The sequence below is a fragment of the Paraburkholderia sp. RL17-380-BIE-A genome (assembly GCF_046028085.1).
In the GTDB taxonomy this organism is placed as follows: domain Bacteria; phylum Pseudomonadota; class Gammaproteobacteria; order Burkholderiales; family Burkholderiaceae; genus Paraburkholderia.
Genome location: NZ_JARESQ010000005.1, coordinates 186,101 through 211,969, shown reverse-complemented (window position 1 = coordinate 211,969; position 25,869 = coordinate 186,101). Strand labels below are relative to the sequence as shown.

General features: G+C 63.8%; 22 protein-coding genes. 15 read left to right on the top strand and 7 right to left on the bottom strand.

Going from position 1 to position 25,869, the window contains the following annotated elements:
• Positions 1–114: 114 nt before the first annotated feature.
• A complete protein-coding gene (locus P0D68_RS10510; protein WP_408295980.1) occupies positions 115–507 on the top strand; it encodes a DUF427 domain-containing protein in 393 nt (130 codons plus the stop codon).
• Between the two features lie 33 nt (positions 508–540).
• Complete coding sequence (locus P0D68_RS10505; protein WP_091799427.1) at positions 541–1,290, top strand: SRPBCC family protein; 750 nt, start codon at positions 541–543, stop codon at positions 1,288–1,290.
• Positions 1,291–1,437: 147 nt separating this feature from the next.
• On the opposite strand, the gene P0D68_RS10500 is transcribed toward P0D68_RS10505, so the two are convergent.
• Positions 1,438–2,433 (bottom strand): helix-turn-helix domain-containing protein, encoded by a 996-nt coding sequence (locus P0D68_RS10500; protein WP_408295984.1) that lies wholly within the window; start codon positions 2,431–2,433, stop codon positions 1,438–1,440.
• A 182-nt stretch (positions 2,434–2,615) separates the two neighbouring features.
• Here P0D68_RS10500 and P0D68_RS10495 point away from each other — a divergent pair, with 182 nt between their 5' ends.
• On the top strand, positions 2,616–3,251 hold the full coding sequence (locus tag P0D68_RS10495) for an isochorismatase family protein (RefSeq protein ID WP_408295987.1): 636 nt from the start codon (positions 2,616–2,618) through the stop codon (positions 3,249–3,251).
• Here the strand turns inward: P0D68_RS10495 and P0D68_RS10490 are convergent, their stop codons facing one another.
• A complete protein-coding gene (locus P0D68_RS10490; protein ID WP_091799436.1) occupies positions 3,252–3,911 on the bottom strand; it encodes a TetR family transcriptional regulator in 660 nt (219 codons plus the stop codon).
• Between the two features lie 432 nt (positions 3,912–4,343).
• Here P0D68_RS10490 and P0D68_RS10485 point away from each other — a divergent pair, with 432 nt between their 5' ends.
• The 3 genes from P0D68_RS10485 to P0D68_RS10475 are packed head-to-tail and all read left to right on the top strand — an operon-like array spanning position 4,344 to position 10,353.
• The gene (locus P0D68_RS10485; protein ID WP_408295990.1) at positions 4,344–5,576 is read left to right on the top strand and encodes an efflux RND transporter periplasmic adaptor subunit; all 1,233 of its coding nucleotides are present in this window, start codon (positions 4,344–4,346) and stop codon (positions 5,574–5,576) included.
• Positions 5,577–5,594: 18 nt separating this feature from the next.
• Positions 5,595–8,804 carry an efflux RND transporter permease subunit gene (locus P0D68_RS10480; RefSeq protein WP_408295993.1) on the top strand — a complete coding sequence of 1,070 codons (3,210 nt, stop codon included), beginning with the start codon at positions 5,595–5,597 and terminating at the stop codon, positions 8,802–8,804.
• 1 nt (position 8,805) lies between these two features.
• Positions 8,806–10,353 carry an efflux transporter outer membrane subunit gene (locus P0D68_RS10475; RefSeq protein WP_408295996.1) on the top strand — a complete coding sequence of 516 codons (1,548 nt, stop codon included), beginning with the start codon at positions 8,806–8,808 and terminating at the stop codon, positions 10,351–10,353.
• A 150-nt stretch (positions 10,354–10,503) separates the two neighbouring features.
• Here P0D68_RS10475 and P0D68_RS10470 read toward each other — a convergent pair whose 3' ends face one another.
• Positions 10,504–11,913, bottom strand: a complete 1,410-nt coding sequence (locus tag P0D68_RS10470; protein WP_091801041.1) for a nucleobase:cation symporter-2 family protein — start codon at positions 11,911–11,913, stop codon at positions 10,504–10,506.
• Between the two features lie 426 nt (positions 11,914–12,339).
• Here P0D68_RS10470 and P0D68_RS10465 point away from each other — a divergent pair, with 426 nt between their 5' ends.
• The 3 genes from P0D68_RS10465 (at position 12,340) to fghA (ending at position 15,994) form a co-directional block, all read left to right on the top strand.
• Entirely contained in the window at positions 12,340–13,785 is a 1,446-nt protein-coding gene (locus tag P0D68_RS10465) for a xylulokinase (protein WP_408296000.1), read from the top strand.
• Between the two features lie 226 nt (positions 13,786–14,011).
• A complete protein-coding gene (locus P0D68_RS10460; RefSeq protein WP_020069206.1) occupies positions 14,012–15,118 on the top strand; it encodes an S-(hydroxymethyl)glutathione dehydrogenase/class III alcohol dehydrogenase in 1,107 nt (368 codons plus the stop codon).
• Between the two features lie 24 nt (positions 15,119–15,142).
• Positions 15,143–15,994, top strand: coding sequence for an S-formylglutathione hydrolase (fghA, locus tag P0D68_RS10455; protein ID WP_408296003.1), 852 nt, complete (start codon positions 15,143–15,145; stop codon positions 15,992–15,994).
• 63 nt (positions 15,995–16,057) lie between these two features.
• Here fghA and P0D68_RS10450 read toward each other — a convergent pair whose 3' ends face one another.
• The 4 genes from P0D68_RS10450 to P0D68_RS10435 all read right to left on the bottom strand — a co-directional run bounded on the left by P0D68_RS10450 (position 16,058) and on the right by P0D68_RS10435 (position 19,297).
• Positions 16,058–16,840 (bottom strand): metal ABC transporter permease, encoded by a 783-nt coding sequence (locus P0D68_RS10450; protein WP_408186535.1) that lies wholly within the window; start codon positions 16,838–16,840, stop codon positions 16,058–16,060.
• Positions 16,833–17,780 carry an ABC transporter ATP-binding protein gene (locus tag P0D68_RS10445; RefSeq protein WP_091799457.1) on the bottom strand — a complete coding sequence of 316 codons (948 nt, stop codon included), beginning with the start codon at positions 17,778–17,780 and terminating at the stop codon, positions 16,833–16,835. The genes P0D68_RS10450 and P0D68_RS10445 overlap by 8 nt, the downstream gene beginning before the upstream one ends.
• On the bottom strand, positions 17,777–18,733 hold the full coding sequence (locus P0D68_RS10440) for a metal ABC transporter solute-binding protein (RefSeq protein WP_408296007.1): 957 nt from the start codon (positions 18,731–18,733) through the stop codon (positions 17,777–17,779). Before P0D68_RS10440 ends, P0D68_RS10445 begins: the two co-directional genes overlap by 4 nt.
• Before the next feature lie 84 nt (positions 18,734–18,817).
• On the bottom strand, positions 18,818–19,297 hold the full coding sequence (locus P0D68_RS10435) for a Fur family transcriptional regulator (protein ID WP_408296010.1): 480 nt from the start codon (positions 19,295–19,297) through the stop codon (positions 18,818–18,820).
• Positions 19,298–19,619: 322 nt separating this feature from the next.
• Between P0D68_RS10435 and P0D68_RS10430 the strand changes: the two genes are divergently transcribed.
• The 6 genes from P0D68_RS10430 (at position 19,620) to P0D68_RS10405 (ending at position 25,708) form a co-directional block, all read left to right on the top strand.
• Positions 19,620–20,402, top strand: coding sequence for an L-iditol 2-dehydrogenase (locus tag P0D68_RS10430; RefSeq protein ID WP_408296013.1), 783 nt, complete (start codon positions 19,620–19,622; stop codon positions 20,400–20,402).
• Positions 20,403–20,474: 72 nt separating this feature from the next.
• The gene (locus P0D68_RS10425; RefSeq protein ID WP_091799469.1) at positions 20,475–21,797 is read left to right on the top strand and encodes an ABC transporter substrate-binding protein; all 1,323 of its coding nucleotides are present in this window, start codon (positions 20,475–20,477) and stop codon (positions 21,795–21,797) included.
• Between the two features lie 164 nt (positions 21,798–21,961).
• Positions 21,962–22,897 (top strand): carbohydrate ABC transporter permease, encoded by a 936-nt coding sequence (locus P0D68_RS10420; protein WP_408296016.1) that lies wholly within the window; start codon positions 21,962–21,964, stop codon positions 22,895–22,897.
• 38 nt (positions 22,898–22,935) lie between these two features.
• Positions 22,936–23,769 carry a carbohydrate ABC transporter permease gene (locus tag P0D68_RS10415; RefSeq protein ID WP_286162061.1) on the top strand — a complete coding sequence of 278 codons (834 nt, stop codon included), beginning with the start codon at positions 22,936–22,938 and terminating at the stop codon, positions 23,767–23,769.
• Complete coding sequence (locus P0D68_RS10410) at positions 23,766–24,479, top strand: HAD family hydrolase (RefSeq protein ID WP_408296019.1); 714 nt, start codon at positions 23,766–23,768, stop codon at positions 24,477–24,479. The genes P0D68_RS10415 and P0D68_RS10410 overlap by 4 nt, the downstream gene beginning before the upstream one ends.
• A gap of 119 nt (positions 24,480–24,598) precedes the next feature.
• On the top strand, positions 24,599–25,708 hold the full coding sequence (locus tag P0D68_RS10405) for an ABC transporter ATP-binding protein (RefSeq protein ID WP_091799482.1): 1,110 nt from the start codon (positions 24,599–24,601) through the stop codon (positions 25,706–25,708).
• Positions 25,709–25,869 lie beyond the last annotated feature (161 nt).

Genomic DNA, 25,869 nt, shown 5'->3' with positions numbered 1-25,869 from the left:
GTATTCCGCGCAGGAACGTCGCGCAATCGGCCGGACTTTGGCCGATAATGAAGCCACGGGCACGCCCCGTGGCTTTACTGTTTGCACGACCGCACACCATCACGGAGCCGAGACATGAGCGATGCCTTGACACCTCACGGAAGCCCCGGCACGAGTGCGGGCGGGCACACCATCGTGATCACCGGCAACCATCACCGGGTGCGGGTGATACACGGCGGTGTGACCATGGCCGATACGCAGGCGGGACTGACACTGGCGGAAACCGGTTTGCCGGACGTGTTCTATTTTCCGCGTTCGGACGTGAACATGGCGCGGCTCGAACGCTCGGCGCATACGTCGCACTGCCCGTTCAAGGGTGAGGCGTCGTACTTCCATCTGCGCACGGAAGACGGCCTGATCGAAAACGCCGTGTGGAGCTACGAAACGCCGCTCGAGTCGGCGGCCACGATCAAAGGGTATCTCGCGTTTTACGCATCGCGCGTCGACCGCATCGATCAGACGTCCTGATCCCGCTGTCGCGCGTTCATCGGGGAGGCTGCCATGGAACTGAACGACGCGTTACGGATTCCGCTTGCGCCGTCTGAGGTTTGGGAGGCGTTGCAAGACCTCGCGCTATTACGCGCCAGCCTCGACAACTGCGAGTCGTTCACGCGCCTTGCGCATGGCGAATACGAGCTGATCATGACGGTGCCGCTCGGCCCACTGCGCGCGCGTTATGAAGCACGCGCCCACGTGGCCGGGCAGGATTCCGGACCGGCGGACGCACAGCGCCGCACCATCAACTTCAAGGCGCGCGCCGAAGGCATCGGCGCGTTGCGCGGTCAGATCGAAGTGCGCTTGCGCGCCGACGAAGGCGGGCATGGCGCCGACAAGGCGCGCGGCACGCGGATCGACTACACGATCTGGGCAACCTCGTCCGGCCCGCTCGCCGAACTGCCGACACGTCAACTCGAAAACGCCCTGCATCAACTGGCCGACGACTTCTTCTCCGAGTTCGACGCTGTCGTGCGCGCCAAGCATGGGCAAGGGCCTAACCGTGCGCGGGGCTCGGCGGTGCGCCGTCAGCATGTGTTTCTGCGGCCGATCACACTCGGCGGCATGGCGCGGCGCGTGCGCCCGGACCACGGCAATGCGTTGCCCGGTCGCGCGGCAAGTGCGTCGCATGGACACTCGCACGGGGTCTCGCATCACGAGCCCAGTCCGCACGCAGTGCCGAACTGGGCCTGGGCGGCGATGATCTTTCTGGTGGCGCTGCTGTTGTATGTGGCGCGCTGGATCAGCGAGCATTGATATTCGTCGCTGGGTCGCTCTGGCGTCGCTTTGGCGTCGTTCCGGGTGCGCGGGGCGCGTATCGCTGCTGTCGCGCCGGCGCGACTACGAAATTCCGTTGGGCTGCTACGAAACGTCGTCGGCGCAACTAGCGCCGCGTTCGCGCGGTTAGACGCCGCGAAATTCTCTTCGCCATGCGGACGGCGACGTGCGAAATGCCTCCGCGAAATGTTGGCGTAGCGAAGCGGTCGAGCCGAAGCCCGCGATTCCCGCGATCGCTTCCACCGACTCGTCGGTCCCCTCCAGCAGTTGCTGCGCGCGTGCGAGCCGCTGCGCCAGCAGCCATGCGCCCACGGTCGTGCCGGTGGCGAGCCGGAAGCGTCGCGTGAAAGTGCGGCGGCTCATCAGCGCGCGCCCGGCCAGCGAGTCGAGCGTGTGCGGCAATGCCAGATTGCCGCTGACCCAGTCGAGCAGGCCCGACAGCCGGTCGCCGCGCACATTCGGCGGCATGGGCTGCTGAACGTATTGCGCCTGGCCGCCTTGCCGATGCGGCGGCACCACCAGCCGGCGCGCCACATGATTGGCCACTTGCGCGCCGCACATCTTGCGCATCACGTGCAGACAGCAGTCGAGGCCGGCGGCCGTGCCGGCCGAGGTCAGCACGTTGCCGTCGTCGACATAGAGCACGTTGGGGTCGAGGCGCACGCGCGGATAGCGGCGCGCGAAGTCGTCGGCCCATGCCCAGTGCGTCGAGGCCGGCCGCTCGTCGAGGATGCCGGCGGCCGCCAGCACGAATGCGCCGAGACACAGCCCGACCAGTTGTGCGCCGCGCGCATGGGCGGCGCGCAGCGCATCGAGCAGCGCGGCCGGTGGCGTTTCGGCTGGGTCGCGCCAGCTCGGCACGATGATCGTGCCGGCATCGGCCAGGGCTTCGAGTCCATGCGTGACGCCGATCGAAAAGCCGGCCGTGGTGGTCAGCGCGCCCGTTTCGGCGGCGCAGACGCGGAAGTCGAACTCCGGCACGCCGCCGCCGCTGCGGTCCTCGCCGAACACTACGCACGGCACCGAGAGGTGGAACGGACTGATGCGGTCGAAGGCGACCACCGCGACGACGTGCCGGGGCGCTGCGCCGTGCGTCGCGGCAGAAGAAACGGGCGTGGCCATCAGTCACCTCGTGAAATCCGACGATGGCCCGATTCTAGCGAATCTTGTCATTCGGGTCGCTGTCGCGACGTGGGCGGCGGGGGAACAATGCAGTTATCGCCGCGGCTCGTTCTCAGGCCAACCCCGACCGGATCAGTCTGCGCGGCGCCAACCATCCCTTTACCCGACCGAGGAGTCTTGCCATGACCGCCACACCGCGCCGCGCGCTGATCGTCATCGATGTGCAGAACGAATACGTGAGCGGCGATCTGCCGATCGAATACCCGGACGTGCAAAGCTCGCTCGCCAACATTGGCCGTGCAATGGATGCGGCGCGCGCCGCGGGCGTGGCGGTGGTGGTCGTGCAGAATCTGGCGCCGGCCAGCTCGCCGTTATTCGCGCGTGGCAGCAGTGGGGCGGAACTGCATCCGGTGGTGGGCGAGCGGGCTCGCGATCATTACGTGGAGAAGTCCCTGCCGAGCGCCTTTACCGGCACCGATCTGGCCGACTGGCTCGCCGCGCGTCAAATCGACACGCTGACGGTCACGGGCTATATGACGCACAACTGCGACGCGTCGACCATCAACCACGCGGTTCACGCCGGGCTCGCCGTCGAGTTTCTGCACGACGCGACGGGCTCGGTGCCGTATGAAAACAGCGCGGGTTTCGCCAGCGCGCAGGAGATTCACCGGGTATTCAGCGTGGTGCTGCAGTCGCGCTTCGCGGCGGTGGCGAGCACGGACGAGTGGATCGGGGCAGTGGAAGGCGGGGCAGCGCTCCCGCGCGGCAATATCTATGCCTCGAATCAGCAGGCCCGGGCCAGGCGGGCCGCGGCGTAACTAAGCGCCGGCTGTTCGCCGCGCATGCCCGTTGCGCAACGCCGGGCTCAGCTTCAGCGCGTCGAACATGCCTTCAACCATCTGTACGGCGTGGGCGCCGAAATCCGTGGCGTCGGGCAGGAACAGCATGTCGCGCAGTGAACCGCTGACAAACGCGTGCACCATGGCCGCCGCCAGCTTCGTATCCAGATCCGCGGGCATTTGCCCCTTGGAGATGGCGTTGCGCAGACCGCCTTCGATTTTCGTGAGCCCTTCGCGCATATTGGTCTGATAGCGGACCATTACCGGGCCCATTTCCTCGACCAGCTCGCATTTCAGAAACAGGATGTCGAACACGCGCCGGCGACGCGGATCGTTAGCCGTGTCGCGCAGGCAGACCTTGCAGATTTCCATCAGGCGCCCGAGCGGATCGGGCTCGTTGGGGTCGAGCGAGGCGGCTTTGAGTTCGTCCAGCGGCAGCAGCACGCGGTCGAACATCTCCGTAAACAGATCGCTCTTGTGGGCGAAGTGCCAGTAAATCGCGCCGCGCGTAACGCCGGCAGCCTGCGCGATGTCGGCGAGCGACGTACGCGAAACACCCTTCTCGAAAAAAACGCGCTCGGCGGCGTCGAGAATGCTATTGCGCGTCTCCAGCGCCTCTTCTTTGGTTCTTCGGACCATGTTGGAATGACCTGCCCTGACTGTGGGGTTTTCCCGGGCACTTTTAAGTGCGCCCGATGACAATCTGTCTACGCCTGAGCGAATTGTGATGCGATCTTGCAAGCCCCCCGCCTGCAAGAGATGTAAACGCACTTTTACATGCATTCGTGAATGTATATATAATAGCATCCCACGATCGGATAGCCCAAGCCGTGACGACACGTTAATATCCGTCACTGTTGCCTTTCAAAACGCTCTTTGCGCCGTGCCGGAATGGGCGGCGCCGTGCGGCATTTCCCCGGTATGGCGCATTTCGTTGAGGATGCCCAGCAGGTTCGGTTTGCGTGCATGGGGCATCCGGTCAGCGTCGCGAGACGCATGTGTGCGCAACCGTCCCCGGCGTAGGGATGCACGCACTTTTTCATTCTCTCAGTCTTAGACAGAGGTCGCTCCATGCGCGTCGAACGGGTTCCATTCCGCTTAATCAGTGCCGCGACGGCTGCCGTATTGCTGGCAGCGTGCGGGCCAAAACAATCTGCGCCGCCGCCACAAACGCCCGAAGTCGGCGTTGTCACTGTCCAGCCGACGGCCGTGCCCGTCGTCACCGAGTTGCCTGGCCGCACGAGCGCCTTCCTCGTCGCGCAAGTGCGCGCACGAGTCGACGGCATCGTGCTGCGCCGCGAGTTCACCGAAGGCAGCCAGGTCAAAGCGGGGCAGCGTCTGTACAAGATCGATCCGGCGCCGTACATCGCCACGCTGAACAACGCCAAGGCAACGCTCGCGAAGGCGCAGGCCAACCTCGTGTCCACCACCGCGCAGGCCAATCGCTACAAGGTGCTGGTTGCCGCCAACGCGGTCAGCAAGCAGGACTACGACAACGCGGTGGCCTCGGAAGGCCAGGCCGCGGCAGACGTGGCCGCGGGCAAGGCGGCGGTCGACACGGCGCAGATCAATCTGGGCTACACGGACGTCGTGTCGCCGGTGAGCGGCCAGGTCGGCATCTCGCAAGTCACGCCGGGCGCTTACGTGCAAGCGAGCGCCGCCACGCTGCTGGCCACCGTGCAGACACTCGACCCGGTGTACGTGGATCTGACCCAATCGAGCCTCGACGGCCTGAAGCTGCGCCGCGAGATGCAGGAAGGCCGTCTGAAGACGAGCGGTCCGGACGCCGCCAAGGTGTCGCTGATTCTCGAAGACGGCCGCACCTATTCGGAAAAGGGCAAGCTGCAGTTCACCGACGTGACCGTCGACCAGGGAACCGGTTCGGTCACGGTGCGCGCGATCTTCAAGAACGCCGACAAGGTGCTGCTGCCGGGCATGTTCGTGCGCGCGCGCATCGAAGAAGGTGTCAACGACCACGCGCTCGTCGTGCCGCAAGTCGGCGTGACGCACGACCAGAAGGGTCAGCCGACCGCGCTGGTCGTCGGTAACGACAACAAGGTCGTGTTGCGGCAGTTGACTACGGCGGGCACTTACGGTTCGAACTGGGTGGTCGAAAGCGGCCTGAATCCGGGTGACCGCGTGATCGTGCAGGGCACCGACAAGGCGAAGCCCGGCATGCAGGTCAAGACCGTCGCCGCGCAACTTCCCGCCACACCCGCTTCCGACGCCTCCGCTCAGGGCGCGCCGGCCGCCAGCGGTGCTGCGCAGACGGCACAACCTGCCTCCGCCGCATCGGGCGCGTAATAACAGGGAGCCCGCCTCATGGCAAAGTTCTTCATTGATCGCCCGATTTTTGCATGGGTGATCGCCATCATTCTGATGCTCGCGGGTATCGCGTCGGTCTTCACGTTGCCGATCGCGCAGTACCCGACCATCGCGCCGCCGGCTGTGCAGATCAGCGCGACGTACCCGGGCGCCTCGGCGAAAACGGTGGAAAACACCGTCACGCAGGTGATCGAGCAGCAGATGAGTGGTCTCGACCACTTGCTGTACCTGTCGTCCACCTCGGACGATTCGGGTACGGCAACCATTACGCTGACGTTCGCGGCCGGCACCAATCCTGACATTGCGCAGGTGCAGGTGCAGAACAAGCTGCAACTCGCCACGCCGCTCTTGCCGCAAGCCGTGCAGCAGCTGGGCACCAAGGTCACGAAGTCGAGCAGCAGCTTCTTGCTGGTCATGGCGTTCGTGTCCGAAGACGGCAGCATGAACAAGTACGACCTGGCGAACTACGTCGCGTCGAACATTCAGGATCCGGTCAGCCGTATCGACGGCGTGGGCACGGTGACGCTGTTCGGCTCGCAGTACGCGATGCGGATCTGGCTCGACGCGAACAAGCTGACCAACTTCGGCCTCACGCCGGTGGACGTGGAAACCGCGTTGACGGCGCAGAACGTGCAGGTCGCGGGCGGTTCGCTCGGCGGCACGCCGTCGGTGCCGGGCCAGGTGCTGCAGGCCACTATCACGGAAGCCACGCTGCTGAATACGCCTGAGCAGTTTGGCAACGTGCTGCTGAAGGTGAACACGGACGGTTCGCAAGTTCGTATCAAGGACGTCGCGCGCATCGAGCTGGGTGGCGAAAACTACAACTTCGACACCAAGTACAACGGTCAGCCGACGGCAGGCTTCGGTATTCAGCTCGCAACCGGCGCGAACGCGCTGGCCACCGCCAAGGCGGTGCGCGCGAAGGTCGCCGAACTGTCGAAGTACTTCCCGCACGGTCTGGTCGTGCAGTATCCGTACGACACCACGCCGTTCGTGCGCCTGTCGATCGAGGAAGTGGTCAAGACGCTGCTCGAAGGTATCGTGCTGGTGTTCCTGGTCATGTACCTGTTCCTGCAGAACCTGCGCGCCACGCTGATCCCGACGATCGCCGTGCCGGTGGTGCTGTTGGGCACGTTCGCGATCATGGGTCTGGTGGGCTTCTCGATCAACACGCTGTCCATGTTCGGGCTCGTGCTGGCAATCGGCTTGCTGGTGGACGATGCGATCGTGGTGGTGGAAAACGTCGAGCGGGTGATGCAGGAGGAGGGCTTATCGCCTCGTGACGCCACCCGCAAGGCAATGGATCAGATTACCGGCGCGCTGGTGGGCGTGGCGCTCGTGCTGTCGGCGGTGTTCGTGCCGGTGGCGTTCTCGGGCGGTTCGGTCGGCGCCATTTACCGGCAGTTCTCGTTGACGATCGTGGCGGCGATGGTGCTGTCCGTGCTCGTCGCGTTGATTCTGACGCCGGCATTGTGCGCGACGATCCTCAAGCCGATCGAAAAGGGTCACCAGGAAAAGACCACCAGCTTCTTCGGCTGGTTCAACCGCACCTTCAACCGGAGCCGCGACAAGTATCACTCGGGCGTGCACCACGTGATCAAGCGCTCGGGCCGTTGGCTGATCATCTATATGGTGGTGATCTTCGCGGTTGGCCTGCTGTTCGTGAAGTTGCCGAAGTCGTTCCTGCCTGACGAAGACCAGGGCACGATGTTCGTGCTGGTGCAAACGCCGTCGGGTTCGACGCAGGAAACCACGGCGCGCGCGCTGAAGGACGTGTCCGACTACCTGCTCAATACCGAGAAGGGCATCGTCGAATCGACCTTCACCGTGAACGGTTTCAGCTTCGCCGGTCGCGGCCAGAACGCGGGTCTCGTGTTCGTGCGGATGAAGGACTACGCCGTGCGTCAGCACTCGGACCAGAAGGTGCAGGCGCTGGTGGGCCGTCTCTTCATGCACTTCGGCAGCTACAAGAACGCGCTGGTGTATCCGGTGAATCCGCCGTCGATTCCTGAACTCGGCACCGCCGCGGGCTTCGACTTCGAATTGCAGGATCGCGCGGGCGTCGGTCACGAAAAGCTGATGGAAGCACGCAATATGTTGCTGGGCATGGCGGCGAAAGATCCGACGCTGGCTCAGGTGCGTCCGAACGGCCTGAATGACACGCCGCAGTTCAAGGTGAACATCGACCACGAGAAAGCTTCGGCCCTCGGCGTGTCGCTGTCCGCGATCGACCAGACGTTCTCGATCGCATGGGCGTCGCAGTACGTGAACAACTTCCTCGATACCGATGGCCGGATCAAGAAGGTGTATCTGCAAGGCGATGCGCCGTTCCGTATGAAACCGGAAGACCTGAACGCGTGGTACGTACGCAATACCGCGGGTGGCATGGTGCCGTTCTCGTCGTTCGCCAGCGGCACGTGGACCTACGGTTCGCCGAAGCTGGAGCGCTACAACGGTATTTCCGCAGTGGAAATCCAGGGCGCGGCGGCACCGGGCAAGTCGACCGGTCAGGCCATGACGGCGATGGAAGCGCTGGTGGCGAAGCTGCCGGCGGGTGTCGGCTACGAATGGACGGGTCTGTCGTTGCAGGAACGCCAGTCCGGTTCGCAGGCGCCGATTCTGTACGGCATCTCGATTCTCGTCGTGTTCCTGTGTCTCGCGGCGCTGTATGAAAGCTGGTCGATCCCGTTCTCGGTGATCATGGTGGTGCCGCTCGGCGTGATCGGTGCACTGCTGGCCGCGACGCTGCGTGGGCTCGAGAACGACGTGTTCTTCCAGGTGGGTCTGTTGACCACGGTGGGTCTGTCGGCGAAGAACGCGATTCTGATCGTGGAATTCGCCCGCGAGTTGCAGCAGGGTGAAGGCATGGGGCCGATCGAGGCCGCGCTGGAAGCAGCGCGTCTGCGGTTGCGTCCGATTCTGATGACCTCGCTCGCGTTCATTCTCGGCGTGATGCCGCTCGCCATCAGTAACGGCGCGGGTTCGGCCAGCCAGCACGCGATCGGTACCGGCGTGATCGGCGGGATGTTGACGGCGACCTTCCTCGCGATTTTCATGATCCCGATGTTCTTCGTGGTGATCCGCGCGAAATTCGGCGGTGAGAAGGAAGACCCGGATGAGGCGCTCGCACACTACAACCAGCACCATCCGCATGACCCGCAAGGTGGCGGTTCAACTGGTGAAGGCTCGGGCAAGGACGGACATTGAGATGCAAAAACACTCTCTGATTGCAGTGGCGGTCGCGCTGTTCGCCGCTGGGTGCACGATGGCGCCGAAGTACGAGCGCCCCGCCGTGCCCACGACGAGCACCTTCCCGACCGGCGGCGTGTACGACACGCAGCCGGGCGCGACCCAGCCGGTCCAGCAACAGCCCGGCGCGACCGGCGCCGCGCGCACCGCCAACGGCCAGGCCGCGGCGGATATCGGCTGGCGCGATTTCTTCGTCGATCCGCGCATGCAGCGGTTGATCGAGATCGCGCTGAAGAACAACCGCGATCTGCGCGTGTCGGTGCTGAACATGCAGGCGTCGGCGGCGCAGTTCCGGATCGTTCGCGCCGAATTGCTGCCGACGCTCGACGCTGCGGCTTCGCAAAGCAAATCGCGAACACCGAAGGACCTGTCGACCTTCGGCCAGACGATTTCCAACTCGTACTCGGTGGGTCTGAATGCGTCGTGGGAAATCGACTTCTTCGGGCGGATTCAAAGCCTGAAGGATCAGGCGTTGGCGCAGTACCTGGCCACGGCTCAAGCCCGCAAGGCGGCGGAAATCTCGCTGGTCTCGCAGGTCGCGAACCAGTACATGACGGTGCTCGAACTCGACGATCTGTTGAAGGTCACGCAGAACACGCTGAAGACTTCGCAGGAATCGTATCGGATCGCCAAGCTGCAATTCGACAACGGTACGGGTTCGGAACTGGATCTGCGTCAGTCGCAAACGGTGGTCGAGCAGGCTTTGGCCAACCTGCAGCAGCAGCAGCGTCTGCGGGCTCAGGCGGATAACGCGCTCGTGCTGTTGCTCGGCGAGCCGTTGCCGGAGGATCTGCCGCCGGGCATGACGTTGGACAACCAGAATCTGCTCACGGACATTCCGGCGGGTCTGCCGTCCGATCTGTTGACGCGTCGTCCCGACATCATGGAGGCCGAAGAGAATCTGCTGGCCGCCAACGCGAACATTGGCGCAGCGCGTGCCGCGTTCTTCCCGAAGGTGTCGCTGACGGGCAGCTTCGGCACGCTGAGTCCGTCGCTCGGCGGTCTGTTCAAGCCGGGTTCGGCCGCGTGGAGCTTCGCGCCGTCGATCACGCTGCCGATTTTCGAGGGCGGACAGAATCTCGCCAACCTCGATCTCGCCAACATCCAGAAGAAAGTCCAGATCGCCACGTATGAGAAGGCGATCCAGACGGCCTTCCGCGAAGTGGCGGATGCCTTGGCGGCGCGCGGCACCTACGATCAGCAGATCCAGGCGCTGGAGCGCAATACCTTTGCGGAACAACGCCGGCTGGATCTGTCGAATCTGCGCTATACGAACGGCGTCGACAGTTATCTGTCGGTGCTGACCGCGCAGACGGATCTGTATTCGTCGCAGCAGTTGCTGGTCACTGCCCGGATGGAACGTCTGCAGAACCTCGTGACGTTGTATCAGGCGCTTGGTGGCGGCTGGGTCGAGCATAACGGCGATCAGCCGCGTCCGGCCGACGCACCGGTTGACTACGGCGCAGCGAGTGCGCCGGTGGCGGCTTCGGCGGCTACGGCGGGTTAAGTCTTGTAGTTTGAGGCGCGTACGGCGGTTCTCTGTTTCAGCGAAACCGTCGTGCGCAGCCGGTCATAAAAAAAGCCACGGCATGCCGTGGCTTTTTTTATCCGCGGCGCTCGCGCGAAGTGGCTCGCGCGGCGCCTGATTGCGTGCCGCTCAGTGCAGGTCCGCGGCGCGCAGCATCTCGTCGCTTCGCGGTTCATTGCCGCCGCGTCCGTCGAAATCGTGACCGGCGCTGCGAATTTCGCAGCGTGCCTTCTTCTCGCTCTTCACGCCGTTGAAGATCAGGTTCAGCACGACCGCCGACACCGAAGCCAGCAGAATCCCGCTATGCAGCAGCGGCGAGAGCGCCGGCGGCAGCTTCGAGAAGAAGTGCGGCGACACCACCGGCACGAGACCCAGCCCGATACTGACCGCGACGATGAACAGGTTGTGATGGTTCTTCACGAAGTCGACCTTCGAGAGCACCTTGATGCCGTTCGCCGCGACCATGCCGAACATGACGATGCCCGCGCCGCCGAGCACGAACGGCGGCACCGATGCGACCACTTGCGCCATCTTCGGGAACAGACCCAGCAGCACCAGGATCACGCCGCCCATGGCGCACACAAAACGGCTCTTCACGCCAGTCACGCCAATCAGGCCGACGTTCTGCGAGAACGAGGTATGCGGGAACGAGTTGAAGATGCCACCGATCAACGTGCCCAGACCGTCGACACGCAGACCGCGCACCAGCGTCTTCTGATCGACCGGACGATCCACCATGTCGCCGACCGCGAGAAACATACCGGTCGATTCGATGAAGGTGACGAACATGACGGTGACCATCGTCGCGATCGACAGCGGGTCGAAGTGCGGCAGGCCGAAGTGGAACGGCATGACGAAGCCGACCCACGGCGCATGCGTGACGCCTTCCATGTTCACTCGGCCGAGCACCAGCGCGATCACGAAGCCTGCGACGATGCCGAGCAGCACCGAGATATTGGCGAGGAAACCCTTGGCGAACTTGTTGATCAACAGAATCAGCATCAGCACGATCAACGAGAGACCGAGATAGACCGGATTGCCGTAATCGGGATTGCCTACGCCGCCGGCCGCCCAGTTGATGCCGACTTCCATCAGCGACAGACCGATCACCGAGATCACCACGCCGATCACGACCGGCGGGAAGAAGCGCAGCAATTTGCCGACCGCGGGCGCGAGCAGGATGCCGACCACACCGGCCGCGATGGTCGAGCCGAAGATGTCGAGAATGCCGAGCGAAGGATTGGTGCCGATCGCGACCATCGGACCGACGGCCGCGAACGTGCAGCCCATGATGACCGGCAGACGGATGCCGAAAATCCACAGACCGAGTGTCTGAATCAGCGTGGCGATGCCGCAGGAAAACAGGTCGGCGCTAATCAGGAACGCGATCTGATCTTTCGGCAACTTGAGCGCCGCGCCGATGATCAGCGGGACCGCGACCGCGCCGGCGTACATCACCAGAACGTGCTGAATGCCGAGGGTGAGCAACTGGCCTGCGGGCAGTCTCTCGTCGCACGGGTGAACCGTGTTCGATTGCATATCGTCTGTCTCCACCATCTGGTTTTTGGGATGGCTCCAAGGTATCGGGGACGAAAAGGTGCAACAAGACCACTGGGGCCTATTCCGGCATTCCCGGTGACGATATGCGAGCGCGCCTTTTGAAAGCCAATATAAAGGTGTGAACGTCGCCCATCGGCGGTCAGCCCCTTGCAGCAGCGATGCGAGGCCGCGCGCAGCACGAACCCGGCTTGACGCGATATGTGTGAGAATCAATGAGGTGTATCTCACTGAGCGCATAGTCCTGTTTTGACGCGGCTCGCAGCGTGGACGGGTTAACCCGCGATTCGGGATTGTTTGCGTGCATTCGGGCGCGTTTCCGAAGCGGTGCGCCGGGCAGAGAAAATACGCTTTTTGAGCACGCTTTCGCGTGCCCATCTCGGTCCACAATTTCACGCACAATCATCCATGAGTTTTCTCGGCATCGACCTCGGCACCGGCTCTCTCAAAGTAGCGATCGTCGACGAAAACGGTCGCGAGCAGGCGGTGGCGAGCGTCGCCTATGCAATCGAAACGCCGCATGCGGGTTGGGCCGAGGCGTCGGTGCAAACGTGGTGGCGCGCGCTATGCGAAGCCGCCGCGCGTTTGCCTGACGGATTGCGCCGCGATGTGCGGGCCATCGGCTTTTCCGGGCAGATGCACGGCGTCGTGCTGATCGACGCAGCGGGCGAAGCCGTGCGGCCCGCCATGTTGTGGCCCGACACGCGCGCGCTGGCCTTGCTCGGCGAGTGGCCCGAGCCGCAGCCGAATCCGGTTGCGCCCGGCATGGCCGGCCCGCTGCTGCGCTGGATCGTGTTGCACGAACCGCAATCCGCGAGCCGCACTCGTTGGGCGCTGCAACCGAAAGACTGGCTGCGCGTCGCGCTGGGCGGCGCGATCGCGACCGATCCGTCCGATGCCTGCGCCACCGCGCTCGCCGATCCCGCCGGCGCGTGGGACGCGGCGCTGCTCGCCCGGCTCGGAATTCCGCATGAGTGGTTCGCGCCGCTCGCGCCGTCTTATGCCGCTGGGGGCGTGCTATCGGAGCAGGCGGCGCAGGCGCTGGGTCTGCGCGCCGGCATCGTGCTCGCAACCGGGGCTGCCGATACGCCTTGCGCCGCTCTCGGCAGCGGACTCGCTCGCGACGGCGACGCCTTGCTCACCACCGGCACCGGCGGACAAATCGTCGTGCTGGCCGAACACGCGCCCGCTGCGGTCAGGGGCTTGCACCGCTATCGGGCAGCGAGCGATCACTGGTATCGAATGGCGGCGATGCAGAACGTCGGCATCGCGCTCGAACGTGTACGCGGTTGGCTCTCCTATGAGTGGGCCGATGCGTATCGTGATGCGTTCGGCGACGCAGCGGTTGCGAGCCCAACGGCCGCATCCGGCCTCACGTTCCTGCCTTACCTCACGGGCGAACGCACGCCTTGGCTCAATCCGATGGCGCGCGGCGGCTGGCTCGGCCTCGCGCTCGATCACACGCGCGGCACGATGATGCGCGCCGCGTTCGAAGGCGTCGCGTTCTCGCTGCGCGCCGGCCTCGACGCGATTCGCGCGAGCGGCGCGACGGTGACGGAATTGAAGCTGGCGGGCGGCGGTTCCATCGACGCGCGCTGGCGCCAGTTGCTGGCCGATGCGTTGAATGTCGAGCTGCACGCGGTCGATTGTCCGAACGCGGCGCCGCGCGGCGCGGCCATGCTCGGCGGTCTCGCAAGCGGGCACTGGCACGCGAGCGATCTCGCCGCGCTCGCGCCTGGCGCGACTCGTGTCGCCGGTCCGCAAGGCGATGCAGCGCTTGCAGAACGCTACACCCGCTTTCTCGATCTCTACGGACGTGTCGAGACATGGTTCGCCGACAAACCTCAGCGCTGAGCGAAACCATGTCGAGTTCAGACAATGCCGTGACGCACTTTGCAATACCATGACGTGTTTCGCACGCTAAGGTGTCGCTCGGCGCACTGCGCCGGGTGGCGGCGCCGCTGTGCGCCCTGAGCCTGACACACGCATCAACCGCAGTACCGAATCGCAGCACGTGTGCGCCGCAATGATGTCGGCGCGCGACGCGCCTTGCATTGACAGACTCACAGGAGCATTCACGATGAAGACCAAAGCAGCAATCGCATGGAAAGCTGGCGCGCCGTTGACGATCGAGGAAGTCGATCTGGAAGGTCCGCGCGCCGGTGAAGTCCTGATCGAAGTGAAGGCCACGGGCATCTGCCATACCGATTACTACACGCTCTCCGGCGCGGATCCGGAAGGCATCTTCCCGGCGATTCTCGGCCACGAAGGCGCGGGCGTGATCGTCGATACGGGTCCGGGCGTCGGCACCTTGAAAAAGGGCGATCACGTCATTCCGCTTTACACGCCGGAGTGCCGGCAATGCAAGTTCTGTCTGTCGCGCAAGACCAACCTCTGTCAGGCCATCCGTTCGACGCAAGGCAAGGGCTTGATGCCGGATGCCACCTCGCGTTTTTCTCTCGACGGCAAGCCTTTGTTTCACTACATGGGCACGTCCACGTTTTCGAACTACATCGTCGTGCCGGAAATCGCGGTCGCGAAGGTGCGTGAAGACGCACCGTTCGACAAGATCTGCTACATCGGCTGCGGCGTGACGACGGGTGTGGGCGCGGTCGTGTATTCGGCGAAGGTCGAGGCGGGTGCGAACGTGGTGGTGTTCGGCCTCGGCGGCATCGGGTTGAACGTGATCCAGGGCGCAAAGATGGTCGGTGCGGACAAGATCATTGGCGTCGACATCAATCCGGGCCGCGTCGAACTCGCGAAGAAGTTCGGCATGACGCACTTCATCAACCCGAACGAAGTCGAGAACGTGGTCGATCACATCGTGCAACTCACCGATGGCGGCGCGGACTATTCGTTCGAATGCATCGGCAACACCAAGGTGATGCGCCAGGCGTTGGAGTGCACGCACAAGGGCTGGGGCCAGTCGTTCATCATCGGCGTCGCGGCGGCGGGCGAGGAGATCAGCACGCGTCCGTTCCAGCTGGTGACGGGCCGCGAGTGGAAGGGCTCGGCGTTCGGCGGCGCACGTGGCCGCACGGACGTGCCGAAGATCGTCGACTGGTACATGGAAGGCAAGATCAATATCGACGATCTGATCACGCACCGTCTGCCGCTCGAACGCATCAACGAGGGCTTCGATCTGATGAAGAAGGGCGAGTCGATCCGCTCGGTCGTGCTGTACTAACGCGGCGTAACGAGGAGCATCGGCATGCTTGAACTTCTGTCGTCGCACGCCTGTCATGGCGGTGAGCAGCGCATCTATAAACACGACTCGCAGACCATCGGCCTGCCGATGCGCTTCTCCATCTATCTGCCGCCGCAGGCTTTGCAAGCCAACGCGAACGTGCCCGCGCTGTTCTACCTCGCGGGACTCACGTGCACGGAAGAGACCTTTGCGGTCAAAGCCGGCGCGCAGCGCTTCGCGGCGCAGCACGGCATTGCGCTCATCGCGCCGGACACCAGTCCGCGCGGCGCGGGCGTGCCGGGCGAAAGCGCGGCGTGGGACTTCGGCGTGGGCGCGGGCTTTTACGTCGACGCCACGCAGCAGCCGTGGGCGCAGCACTATCGAATGTACTCGTACGTGCGCGACGAGCTGCGCGAAACGGTGCTCGCGAATCTGCCGGTGGACGGCGCGCGGCTCGGCGTCTTCGGGCATTCGATGGGCGGTCACGGCGCGTTGATGCTCGCGTTGCGCAACCCTGAGATCTATCGATCGGTGTCGGCGTTCGCGCCGATCGCCGCGCCGACGCGCTGCCCGTGGGGCGAGAAAGCGTTCAGCGGCTATCTGGGCGACGACCGCGAAGCGTGGAAACAGTACGACGCGAGCGAGCTGGTGGCGCAGGCGTCACGCAAGTTTTCGGCGGGGATTCTGGTCGATCAGGGCCTCGCGGATCAGTTCCTCGCGGAGCAGCTGAATCCGGACGTGTTCGAAGCCGCTTGCCAGGCAGCCGGTCAGCCGCTGACATTGCGCCGTCACGCGGGGTATGACCACGGCTACTACTTCATCTCGACGTTCATCGAGGATCATCTCGCACATCACGCGAAGGTGCTGCTCGGCTGAAGTCTCTCGCAGGACGATGGCGGCGGTGTGCCGGTGCGTCACCGCCATCGTCCTCGTCCTCGCTCAACGCCGTCGCAACAAACTCCCGCCATACACCAGCGCCGACAACACGGTGATCCAGAAGCTCGTGGGCCAATCGGTGTAGAACGCGAGCGTCAAGCCGAGCCACGCCTGCAACAACGCAAACACAGCGGCGAGCACGAGGCCAGCCGATAAGCGCGTCGTCATGTTTTGCGCGGCGGCGGCCGGGCCGACCATCAGCGTGAACACCAACAGCACGCCGACGATCTGCGTACATGCCGCCACGGCGAGCGCGGCAATCGCGAGAAACAGCACGGACACGAGGCGCAACGACACGCCCTTGGCCTCGGCTAGTTCCGGCTGCAACGAAGCGAACAGCAGCGGTCGCATGATCGCCGCGAGCGCCAGCAGACTCACCACGCCCAGGGCCGCCAGCACCACGAGCGTCGACGCATTCACGCCGAGCACGTTGCCGAACAGCAGCGCGGTGACCTGGGTCGCATACGCGGTGAAAAAGTGCAGAAACAGCAAGCCGAAGCCGAGCGACAGCGAAAGGATCACGCCGATCGCCACATCGCGTCCGGCGAGGCGCTCGCCGAGCGCGCCCATGCCGACGCCCGCCGCGAGCGTGAAGCCGATCATCCCCCAGATCGGCGAGATGCCGATCAGGACCGCGCCGGTCGCGCCGGTGAAGCCGACGTGCGAGAGCGCGTGGCCCGCGAAGGTCTGCCCGCGCAGCACGAGAAAATATCCGACCACGCCGGCCAGCACCGCGACGATCCCCGACGCCGCGAATGCGTTCACCATGAAATCGTATTCAAACATCGTGCGTGTGTCCGTCGCTTGAGTCGTGCTGGTGTGAGTGGCCGTGCGAGCGGCCATGCGAATGTGAATGCGCGTGCGAGTGGCTGTGGCCGCCGTCTTCGTCGTGTTCGTGCTCGTGGTCGTGTTTTTCGACTTCGACATCGCCCGACATCACGAAGATGCGGCCATTCACGCGCATCACGTCGATCGGCGAACCATACAGACGCGACAGCACCGGCCGCGTAATCACTTCGTCGACGGTGCCGAGCGCGGCCACGCCGCTGCCGAGATACAGCACGCGATCGATCGAGTTCAGCAGCGGATTCAGTTCATGCGCCGAAAACAGCACGGCGATGCCGAGTTCCTGCTGCACGCGCCGCACCAGTTCGACCACGCTTTTCTGATGATGCGGGTCGAGGCTGATCAGCGGTTCGTCGAGCAACAGCAGTTTCGGATTGCCGAGCAGACATTGCGCGAGCAGCAGCCGTTGACGCTCGCCGCCCGACAGCTCGGACAGCGGCCGCTCGGCGAGCTTGCGCCCGCCGACCAGATCCAGCACACGCTCGACGTCGGCGCGAGTGGCGGCGTCCGCATGCGGCAAGCCCCAGCGATGACCGTCGGCGGCCATCGCGACGAAATCGCGGCCGCGCACGCGGCGTCCGGCGAGCGCACTGCGCGTCTGTGGCATATAGCCAATCGACGCGTGGCCGCGCTCGACGGGTTGACCCAGCACGCGGATCACGCCGTGGGCGGCGGGCACGAGACCGAGCACGGCGCGCATCAGCGTGGTCTTGCCCGCGCCGTTCGGCCCGAGCACGCCGATGAATTCGCCCTGATTCACCACGAAGCCGGTGTCGCGCAGAATCGTGCGGTCGCCGAGTTCGAGCGTCACGTGCTCGAGTTCGAGCACGGGTGTGGTGGTGGGGGCAGGCGCTGGCGCGCTGCGGCCAGTCTGAGTCATTGAGTTTTTCCTTTCGCGCCCGACGCAGCCGCATTGGCATCGCCCGTGGCCAACGCCGTGCCCAGCGCGTCGAGCTGCGTGAGCATCCACGTCTGGTAGGTCTTGCCGGCCGGTTCGGTCTCGGTGACGCTCATGGTCGGCACCTTCGATTGCTGCGCGAGCTTCAACATGCGTTTGGTCAGGGCCTCGGTTGCCTGGCTGTTATAGATCAGAACACGGACGCGCTTTTCGCGCAGATCGCCTTCGAACGCAGCGATATCCGCCGCGCTGGCTTCAGTGTCGTTCATGGTGGCGAGCTGGAAGCGCAGATTGCGCATGGTCAGGCCCACCGCGTCGGACATATAGCCGAACACCGGCTCGGTCGCCGTGACCGGCACGCCCGCGTAGCGGCCGTGCAGCTCGGCGACCTTGGCGTCGACCGGTTTCAGCGAATCGAGAAACTTCGCGAGGTTCGCATCGTACGCCGACTTGTGCGCCGGGTCAGCCGCGACGAACGCTTCGCTCACCGCGCGCGCCACTTTCGGCATGGTGGCCGGGTCGTACCAGAGATGCGGATTATCGCCGCTCTTCTTGCCGGTGAGATCGGCGGCGACGATCGTGACGCGCTTCGTGCCCTTCGACGCAGCCAGCAATTTTGCCATCCACGGATCGTAGTCGGCGCCGTTGTAGACCACAAGGCTTGCATGCTGCAACGCGCGCGCCGTCTTGGGGCTGGCTTCGAACAGATGCGGATCCTGGTCCGGATTGCTGAGAATGCTCGTCACGTCGACGCGATCGCCGCCCAGTTGCTGCACCACGTCGCCGTAAAAATTTTCCGCGGCGACCACCGGAATTTTTGCATCCGCGGCCATTGCGACGTGGCCGAACGCGAACACCGCGGCACTCGCGGCGAGGTACTTCGACAGCTTCAGCGCTCGCTGCGCCCCGTTCAACATCGAGCCGAATTTCTTCATTGTTCTGTCCTGCTGCGTGAGAGTTGAAAGAACCACAAACGTTGGGAAGGGTGTGCCGGTTTTATGCCGGCTTGAAGCCTCGTTTCATGCCGAAGCACCCGCGGGCCGCGCCGCGCGGGCACACAGTGCGCACAGCCCGCTGAGTTCGACGACCTGGCGGTGCACTTCGAAGCCATGTGCCGGCGCGCTATGCGACAACTGTTCGGCGAGATCGTCGCCGGGAATCTCGACGGTCGCACCGCAGCCGTCGCACATCAGGAACTGGCTGCGATGCGGCACGCCGACTTCGCAGCAGGCCACGAATGCATTCTTCGATTCGATCCGATGGACGAAGCCATGCGCGAGCAGAAAGTCCAGCGCGCGGTACACGGTCGTGGGCGGCACGCGGCCGCGCTGCGGTTCGAGCGCGTCAAGCAACTCGTAAGCGCCGATCGGCCGCTCGTTGGCGACGATCGCCTCATACACCTGACGACGCAGCGGCGTCAGCGCGAGACCGTGCAACGTAGCATGCGCTTCGGCATGCGCGAGCCGCACGGCATGGCGTTCTGCAATCGATGTGGCCATCAGCGAGGAGCTCCTGACGAAAAGGCGATCAAGCGGCGAAGGCTTCGAAGCGAAGCGAGTTCGCAATGATATAACGTATCTCGAATCTTTGTCAGCGGGTTGAGTGGAATGGAGATTGGCTGTCTTCGATTTCTCGTATTAGTGTGGTTCGAAGCAGGGAAGGCCACCTGATGTCCTGCCGCGCTGCACCATCGAAATCTGCTCGGGCGCCTTGACATGACCCGGTGCGTGTCCGATCATTCGATCACAAACAGAGCAATTGTTCGCGCAACGAGCGTTCGCTCACCGCGCCTCAAGAAGCGAAACGAACCGGAGACAAGCAGTGGCGGCACGATTGCAAGACAAGGTGGCCATTCTGACGGGCGCGGCAAGCGGAATCGGTGAAGCCGTAGCCCGCCGATATCTGGACGAAGGCGCGCGCTGCGTGCTGGTCGACGTGAAGCCGGCGGACAGTTTCGGCGACGCGCTGCGTGCCGCTTACGGCGAACGCGTGCTGAGCGTGAGCGCCGACGTCACGCGCCGCGAGGATATCCAGCGCATCGTGGCGAGCACGCTGGAGCGCTTCGGCCAGGTCGACATTCTGTTCAACAACGCGGCGCTCTTCGACATGCGCCCGATCCTCGACGAATCCTGGGACGTGTTCGACCGACTCTTCGCGGTCAATGTGAAGGGCATGTTCTTCCTGATGCAAGCCGTCGCACAGAAGATGGTCGAGCAGGGCCGTGGCGGCAAGATCATCAATATGTCGTCGCAAGCCGGCCGGCGTGGCGAGGCGCTCGTCTCGCACTACTGCGCGACTAAGGCAGCCGTCCTCAGCTACACGCAGTCTGCGGCATTGGCGCTCGCGCCGCACAAGATCAATGTGAACGGTATCGCGCCGGGCGTCGTCGATACGCCGATGTGGAACGAAGTCGACGCACTTTTCGCACGCTATGAAAACCGGCCGCTCGGCGAGAAGAAACGCCTTGTCGGCGAAGCGGTGCCGCTCGGCCGCATGGGCGTGCCGGACGATCTGACCGGCGCCGCCCTGTTTCTCGCGTCGGCGGATGCCGACTACATCACCGCGCAAACCCTGAACGTGGACGGCGGCAACTGGATGAGCTGAGTCCGCGCCGTTCATCGTCATTTTCGTAGAACAAACGCTGCACTACATAACGTACGAGAAAGGAGACAACACATGAAGCCAGCTCTCAAATCCACGCTAAAGGCGGTCAGTGCCGGCGCTGTCGCATGCTTTGCATTGAGCGCGTCGGCGGCCACGGTGACGATCGCCACGCTGAACAATCCGGACATGATCGAGCTGAAGAAGCTCTCGCCCGCATTCGAAAAGGCGAATCCGGACATCAAGCTGAACTGGGTGATTCTCGAAGAAAACGTGCTGCGTCAGCGCGCCACCACCGACATCACGACCGGCAGCGGCCAGTTCGACGTGATGACGATCGGCGCGTACGAAACGCCGCAATGGGGCAAGCGCGGCTGGCTCACGCCGCTCACCAATCTGCCCGCCGATTACGATCTGAACGACGTCGTGAAGACGGCCCGCGACGGCCTCTCGAGCGGCGGCCAGTTGTATGCGCTGCCGTTCTACGTCGAAAGCTCGATGACGTATTACCGCAAGGACCTGTTCGCGGCCAAGGGCCTGAAGATGCCCGATCAGCCCACCTACGACCAGATCGCGCAATTCGCCGACAAGCTCACCGACAAGGCCAACGGCATGTACGGCATCTGTCTGCGCGGCAAGGCGGGCTGGGGCGAGAACATGGCCTACGGCACGACGGTGGTGAACACGTTCGGCGGCCGCTGGTTCGACGAGAAGTGGAACGCGCAGCTCACCTCGCCGGAATGGAAGAAGGCGATCACGTTCTATGTCGATCTGCTGAAGAAAGACGGCCCTCCGGGAGCGAGCTCGAACGGCTTCAACGAGAACCTCACGCTGATGTCTTCCGGCAAGTGTGCAATGTGGATCGACGCGACGGTCGCTGCCGGCATGCTCTATAACAAGCAGCAGTCGCAGATCGCCGACAAGGTCGGGTTCGCCGCGGCGCCGATCGCGGTCACGCCAAAGGGCTCGCACTGGCTGTGGGCCTGGGCGCTGGCGATTCCGAAGTCGTCGAAGCAGGCTGACGCGGCGAAGAAGTTCATCACGTGGGCCACGTCGAAGGAGTACATCGAACTGGTTGCGAAGGACGAGGGCTGGGCCTCGGTGCCGCCGGGAACGCGTCAATCCACCTACGCTCGCCCCGAGTACAAGCAGGCAGCACCGTTCGGCGACTTCGTGCTGAAGGCGATCGAAACGGCGGATCCGGAGCATCCGACCCTCAAGCCGGTGCCGTACACCGGTGTGCAGTTCGTCGGGATTCCTGAGTTCCAGTCGTTCGGCACCGTGGTCGGTCAGAGCATCTCCGGCGCGATTGCCGGTCAGATGACGGTCGACCAGGCGCTGGCAGCGGGCAACGCCACGGCGGATCGCGCCGTGAAGCAGGCCGGCTACCAGAAGTAAGCCACGAGCGTTACGTGGCACGCGCCGGCTGACGCCCGTCAGCCGGCCCACGCAGCACAGCGGGCCGTTTCCGCCGCGCGGGCGCCGCGACATCGCAGGGTGTCGCTGCGGTTTTCATGCGGCTTCAGGCGGCGGCCCGCGCATTACCGAACAGGTGGTCAATCATGCGTCCTTTGCGCCTACCTCTCATGCATGCCCAACCCCAGACAGAAAAAGAACGCGAAACTCGCAAAGCCAATTCCGCCCGCTGGCTAGTCTCGCCTTCGGTTGCCGTGCTGGTGCTGTGGATGGCGATTCCGCTCGCGATGACGATCTGGTTTTCGTTCTCGCGCTACAACCTGTTGAACCCGGACCTCAAAGGCTTCGCGGGTTTCGACAACTATAAGTATCTTGCCAGCGATCCGTCGTTCGGACCTTCGATCGGACACACGCTCGAACTGATCATCTCGGTCCTCGTGATCACGGTGGTCGGCGGCGTGCTGATGGCGATTCTGTTCGACCGCAAGTTTTACGGGCAAGGGATCGCGCGGCTGCTCGCCATCGCGCCGTTCTTCGTGATGCCGACCGTGAGCGCGCTGATCTGGAAGAACATGATCCTGCATCCGGTGTATGGCCTGATCGCTCAGGGCATGCGCGCCATGGGCATGCAGCCGATCGACTGGTTCGCTGAATATCCACTGACGGCGGTGATCATGATCGTTGCGTGGCAGTGGCTGCCGTTTGCGTTCCTGATTCTGTTCACGGCGATCCAGTCGCTCGATCAGGAGCAGAAGGAAGCGGCGCGGATCGACGGAGCGGGTCCGTTCTCGATGTTCTTCTATATCACGCTGCCACACCTGAAACGGGCGATTGCGGTGGTGGTGATGATGGAAACCATTTTCCTGCTGTCGATCTTCGCCGAAATCTATACGACCACGGGCGGCGGTCCGGGCACCGCGACCACCAACCTGTCGTACCTGATCTATTCGCTGGGCCTGCAACAGTTCGACGTCGGTCTCGCCTCGGCGGGCGGCATTCTCGCTGTCGTGCTGGCCAATATCGTGTCGTTCTTCCTTGTGCGGATGCTCGCGAAGAACCTGAAAGGGGAGTACGAAAAATGAGCCAGGTTGCCTCTACCCCGGTGTCGAGCACGACACCCATGACCGTGCCGGCCAAGTCGCCGTTCGCCGCGATTCGCCGCGGCATCCCCGGCGTGATCGCTTGGCTCGTCGCGTTGCTGCTGTTCTTTCCGATCTTCTGGATGACGATCACCGCGTTCAAAACGGAGCAGCAGGCCTATTCGTCGTCGCTGTTTTTCATCCCGACGCTCGATAGCTTCCGCGAGGTGTTCGCGCGCAGCAATTATTTTTCGTTCGCGTTGAATTCGGTGCTGATCTCGGCGGGCGTGACGATTCTGTGCCTGATACTCGCCGTGCCGGCCGCGTATGCGATGGCGTTTTTCCCGACTCGCCGCACGCAGAAAGTGTTGCTGTGGATGCTCTCGACCAAGATGATGCCGTCGGTCGGCGTGCTGGTGCCGATCTATCTGCTGTGGAAAAACAGCGGCATGCTCGATACGGTATCCGGTCTCGTGATCGTCTACACGCTCATCAACCTGCCGATCGCGGTGTGGATGTCGTTCACGTACTTCGCCGAAATTCCGCGCGACATTCTCGAAGCCGGGCGGATCGACGGCGCCGCGACGTGGCAGGAAATCGTGTATCTGCTGATGCCCATGTCGCTGCCGGGACTGGCTTCCACTGCGCTGCTCCTCGTGATCCTGTCGTGGAACGAAGCGTTCTGGAGCATCAACCTGTCGAGTTCGAACGCCGCGCCGCTGACTGTGTTCATCGCCTCGTATTCGAGTCCTGAGGGCTTGTTCTGGGCCAAGCTGTCCGCCGCTTCGTTGCTGGCGGTCGCGCCGATTCTGATTGTCGGCTGGCTGTCGCAGAAGCAACTGGTGCGCGGCCTCACGTTCGGGGCGGTCAAATGATGTCAGGCACGAGTGGAAGCACGGCGGTAGGCAATTTCGCGCTGATCTGCGATTGCGACGGCGTGTTGATCGACAGTGAAGCCGTGGCGGCGCGCATGCTGGTGCGCGAACTCGAAACGCTCTGGCCCGGCACCGATGTCGAACCGGTGGTGCTGCCGTTGCTCGGACTGCGCATCGAGAAAGTGCTGCAAGGCACCGCCGCGCAGCTCGGCAGAAGCCTCACGCTCGAGGATATCGATGCGATTCGCCGCGCGGTGGAAGCGGCGGCGATGCAGGCACCGACAGTCGACGGCATCGAGGCCGCATTGGCTCAGGTGCCGCTCACCAAAGGTTGCGCGAGCAACAGCTTCCGCCCGTATGTGGAATCGGTGCTGGCGCGCACGGGCCTCGAGAGGTTTTTCGGCGACCGCCTGTTCTGCGCCGATACGGTGCCGAATCCGAAGCCCGCGCCCGATGTTTATCTGGCGGCGGCGAGGGGGCTCGGCCTCGCGCCCTCGTGGTGCCTCGTGGTGGAGGACAGCGTCACGGGCGTGACGGCGGCGAGCGCGGCGGGTATGACGGTGCTCGGTTTCATAGGCGGCGGTCATGCGAGCGATGCGCAGATCGACAAGCTCCATGCGGCGGGCGCGCGTCACGTATTCGACGACATGCAGCAGCTGCCGGAACTGGTCGCGCAATGGACGCTGAGCGTGACGGCCGCCGCGCCGTAGACGGCATACGTGGCACGGGAAAGCGAGGCACCGGGATACGAATCAACGCGGCAGCCTGGGGAAATTCAGGCAACCGAAGCAACGGACAAGCAACACATAGCATTACACGGAGACACATCATGGCAAGCGTAACTCTGCGCAACATCCGGAAGGCGTACGACGACAACGAAGTGATGCGCGACATCAACCTCGATATCGCCGACGGCGAGTTCGTCGTGTTCGTGGGCCCGAGCGGTTGCGGTAAATCAACGCTGATGCGGATGATCGCCGGCCTCGAAGATATCAGCGGCGGCGATCTGACCATCGACGGCATGCGCGTGAACGACGTCGCACCCGCCAAGCGCGGCATTGCGATGGTGTTCCAGTCGTACGCGCTATATCCGCACATGACGCTGTACGACAACATGGCGTTCGGCCTGAAACTCGCCGGCACCAAGAAGCCGGAAATCGACGCGGCCGTGCGCAACGCGGCGAAGATCCTGCACATCGACCATCTGCTCGACCGCAAGCCGAAGCAGTTGTCCGGCGGACAGCGTCAGCGCGTGGCGATCGGCCGCGCGATTACGCGCAAGCCGAAAGTATTTCTGTTCGACGAGCCGCTGTCGAATCTCGACGCCGCGTTGCGCGTGAAAATGCGCCTCGAATTCGCGCGTCTTCATGACGAACTGAAGACCACGATGATCTACGTGACGCACGATCAGGTCGAAGCCATGACGCTGGCGGACAAGATCGTCGTGCTGTCGGCGGGCAATCTGGAACAGGTCGGCAGCCCGACCATGCTGTATCACGCGCCGGCCAACCGTTTTGTCGCGGGATTCATCGGTTCGCCGAAGATGAATTTCATGGAAGGTGTCGTGCAGTCGGTCACGCATGATGGTGTCACGGTGCGCTATGAAACCGGCGAAACCCAGCGCGTCGCGGTGGAACCGGCCGCGGTCAAACAGGGCGACAAGGTGACGGTCGGCATTCGCCCCGAACATCTGCATGTCGGCATGGCCGAGGACGGCGTTTCGGCCCGCACCATGGCGGTCGAATCGCTCGGCGACGCGGCGTATCTGTATGCAGAGTCGAGCGTTGCGCCGGACGGGCTGATCGCGCGGATTCCGCCGCTCGAGCGGCATACCAAGGGCGAGACCCAAAAACTCGGCGCGACGCCGGAGCATTGCCATTTGTTCGACAGCGCGGGGAAAGCATTCCAGCGCAAGATCGTCGAAGTGCTGGCCGCGTAAGTTTTCCAAGGGCCGCCTTCTTGCGGCCCTGACTTCCGAACTCTGCAACGACTCTATGCCGCGCCCTTCGAGCGCGGCATTTTTTTCATCAGTAATGCGTGGCTGCGTTGCTCGACAGATCCATCCTGATCAATCGAGTGGCGCGCAAACGCTAACGTCCC